1 protein-coding gene is annotated in these 1,547 nt (G+C 72.3%); it reads left to right on the top strand.

Features of this window, described 5'->3' with window-relative positions:
- A partial coding sequence (locus AC08ON_RS06435; protein WP_476616624.1) for an acyltransferase family protein occupies nucleotides 1-1,408 on the top strand: 1,408 nt, incomplete at its 5' end.
- Nucleotides 1,409-1,547: the final 139 nt, after the last annotated feature.

Raw genomic sequence — 1,547 nt, 5'->3', positions numbered from 1 at the left:
GTCTAGGCGGCGCCCCCGCCGGCACCCCCGCGGGCGACCTCCTAGACCGTTGGTCCGGCTGCCCGAGAAGGTCTGCTGCCATGGGGTGAGCGTGCGGCCCGCCGGGTTCATCGCGGTTTCACGGCAGTTTCGGGTGCCGGGTCCGTCCCGGCAATCGCCGGGGCGCCGCGTCTGGCAGCCTGGCGGTGTGTGGTCACCGTGGGGCGGGCTGCGCTCCATGGGCCGGTCCGTGGAGCGGTCCGTGGGCCGGCTCGTCGACTCCACCCCGCCGTCCCGGGCGCGCGACGTCGACTTCCTGCGCCTGGCGAGCGTCTGTGTCGTGGTGCTGTGGCACTGGGCCCTGTCCATCGACCACTTTCGCGGGGGCGTTCTCGTGATGCCCAATCCGATCGCGCGGATACCGTTCGCCTGGCTCGCGACCTGGCTGCTCCAGGTGATGCCGGTGTTCTTCGTCATCGGCGGCTTCGCCCACCTGGCGGCCTGGGACGCGGCCGGTCGCGCCACGGGGTCCCCGTGCGATGATCCCGCGTGTCCCTGGGGCCCGCGGGCGCGGCGCTTCCTGCGGGGGCGGCTGCGCCGCCTGCTGCCCCCGATGGCGGTGTTCGCCGTCGTCTGGGCGGCGGTCGACGCCGTCCTGCTGCTCGCGGTCCCCGACTACCCGGGTCTGCTGCGCTATGGACGGGCCGTGCTGGTGCCGCTGTGGTTTCTCGCGGCGTACCTGGGGGTCATCCTGGTCGTGCCGGTGACCGCGGCGGTCCATCGGCGGTTCGGCCGCCGGTTCATCCTGCTGTTGGGCGCGGTCGTGGCGCTCGTCGACCTGGCGCGGTTCGGCACCGGCAGCACGGTGTTCGGCTATGTCAACACCGGTCTCGTCTGGGTTTTCGCCCACCAGCTCGGGTATTTCTGGCGGGACGGCGTCCTGCGCGGGCCGCGGCGGGCGCTGCTGACGGCGCTCTGCGGGCTGGCGGGGCTGGCCATGGTGACGACGCTCGACGAATATCCGCGATCGATGGTCGCCACCGAGGGAGCCAGGCGCGGCAACATGTTCCCGACGACCGCTGCGATCGCCGTGCTCGCCGTCTTCCAGCTCGGTCTGATCCTGCTCGCCGCACCCGCCCTGAACCGGATGCTGGCCCGGCGCCGGCCGTGGACGGCGGTCGTCACGGGCAACTCCGTGATCATGACCGTGTTCCTGTGGCACATGACGGCCCTGCTACTCGCGATGGTCACGATGCGGGCGGTCGGGCTGCCGATGCCCGACGAACCGACCGCGACCTGGTGGGCCGGGCGACCGCTGTGGGTGATCCTGCCCGCGCTCTTCCTGGCACCGTTGATCGTCCTGTTCGCGCCGGTGGAGCGCCGGGCCGCGGCCCCGCGTGGACCGGCGCGCACCGGGCCGAACGACTGAAAACCTGGGTTAGCCAGTATTAACCAGGTGGGCACCGGCTGTCCCGGAAGGCGGTAATGTGCCGACCGTGTCCTTCAGCCTCGAAGAACCGCCGCCAGCAGGATCGCGCCGGGAGCGTATCCTCGCCGCCGCGGCCCGG

It is taken from the genome of Frankia sp. CoWAU3 (genome assembly GCF_977971855.1).
This window is presented reverse-complemented; position numbering and strand designations above follow the sequence as displayed.